General features: G+C 70.7%; 2 protein-coding genes. Both read left to right on the forward strand.

Annotated features, from left to right (window positions below; translation table 11 throughout):
* The coding region (locus ACIY1X_RS26295; RefSeq protein WP_399686574.1) for an ABC transporter permease at positions 1-1,101 on the forward strand (1,101 nt) is incomplete at its 5' end.
* Between the two features lie 38 nt (positions 1,102-1,139).
* A complete protein-coding gene (locus ACIY1X_RS26300; protein ID WP_399686577.1) occupies positions 1,140-1,619 on the forward strand; it encodes a universal stress protein in 480 nt (159 codons plus the stop codon).
* Positions 1,620-1,688 lie beyond the last annotated feature (69 nt).

The raw sequence follows: 1,688 nt of genomic DNA on the forward strand, positions 1-1,688 counted from the left end.
CGCCTCGGCATCAAGGAGCTGTGGAGCCTGTGGCGCGACCCGACGATGCTGGTGCTCATCGCCTACGTGTTCACCGTGGGCGTCTACACGGCCGCCACGGCCATGCCCGAGACGCTGCACAACGCGCCCATCGCCATCGTCGACGAGGACCGCTCGCCGCTGTCGCAGCGCATCGCCTCGGCGCTGTACCCGCCGCAGTTCGCCGCGCCGCACCTGATCGACTGGCCGCAGATGGACCCCGGCATGGACCAGGGCCTCTACACCTTCGTGATGGTGATCCCGCGCCACTTCCAGCGCGACTTGCTGGCCGGCCGCTCGCCGCAGATCCAGCTCAACGTGGACGCCACGCGCATGAGCCAGGCCTTCGTCGGCAGCGGCTACCTGCAGCAGATCGTCATGGGCGAGGTCGGCGATTTCGCGCAGCGCCACCGCGCCAGCGCCGTGCCGCCGGTCGACCTGGCCCTGCGCGCGCGCTTCAACCCGGCGCTGGAGCCCTCGTGGTTCGGCAGCCTGGTGCAGGTCATCAACTACATCGCCATGCTGTCCATCATCCTCACCGGCGCGGCCCTGATCCGCGAGCGCGAGCACGGCACGGTGGAGCACCTCCTGGTCATGCCCGTCACGCCGGCGCAGATCATGCTCGCCAAGGTCTGGTCCATGGGCGCGGTGGTGCTGCTGGCGGCCTGGGTGTCGATCGCCCTCGTCGTGCGCGGTCTGCTGCACGTACCGGTGGCCGGCTCGCTGCCGCTGTTCTTCGCCGGCGCGGCGCTGTGCCTGTTCGCGACCACGTCCATGGGCATCTTCATGGCGACGGTGGCGCGCAACATGCCGCAGTTCGGCATGCTGATGATGCTGACCATCATGCCGCTGCAGATGCTCTCGGGCGGGAGCACGCCGCGCGAGAGCATGCCCGGGCCGGTGCAGGACCTCATGCTGGCGGCGCCGACCACGCACTTCGTCCAGCTCGGGCAGGCGATCCTGTTCCGCGGCGCCGGCCTGGACGTGGTGTGGCCGCAGTTCGCGGCGCTGCTGCTGATCGGCGCCGTGCTGTTCGCGCTGTCGCTGCGGCGCTTTCGCAGGACCATCGCGCAGATGGCCTGACATCTTCGACGGACACCGACCCTGCAAGGAGAAACGCCATGTACTCACGCCTGCTCGTGCCGCTCGACGGCAGCGCCACCTCCCGCCTCGCCCTGGCGCATGCGCAGACGCTGGCGCGCCTGAGCGGCGCCCGCGTCACCCTGCTGCACGTCATCGACGAACTGCGGCACAGCAACGGCTTCGAACGGCCGCAGGTCTACATCGACGAGGTCCGGCCCCGCTTCCTGCAGGCCGGCCAGGCGCTGCTGGACGAGGCCCGGCAGGAGATGGAGAAGGCGGGTGTCGCCACCGACACGCTGCTGCTGGAGAGCGAGGGCCGGCGCGCCTCGGAGCTCATCGTGCAGCAGGCCGCCGAGATCGGCGCCGACGTCATCGTCCTGGGCACGCACGGCCGCCGGGGCATGCACCGCTGGATGCTGGGCAGCGACGCCGAGCAGGTCGCGCGCACCGCGCCGGTACCCGTCATGCTCGTGCGCCCCAGCACGGCGGACGCCCCCGAGGGCGGCGTCAGTGCATAGGGCCTGTGAACGCCATGGAAGGGGATCGCGTTGCTTCGCAAAGGGGCTGGATGCAAGGCGCCCGCGCGC

The sequence above is a fragment of the Xenophilus sp. genome, assembly GCF_044462705.1.
Taxonomy (GTDB): Bacteria; Pseudomonadota; Gammaproteobacteria; order Burkholderiales; family Burkholderiaceae_C; genus Xenophilus; species Xenophilus azovorans.

What these genes read in the sequence shown, in the direction of transcription:
- ACIY1X_RS26300 (WP_399686577.1), top strand. Translation starts at nt 1,140, where the DNA reads ATGTACTCACGCCTGCTCGTGCCGCTCGACGGCAGCGCCACCTCCCGC.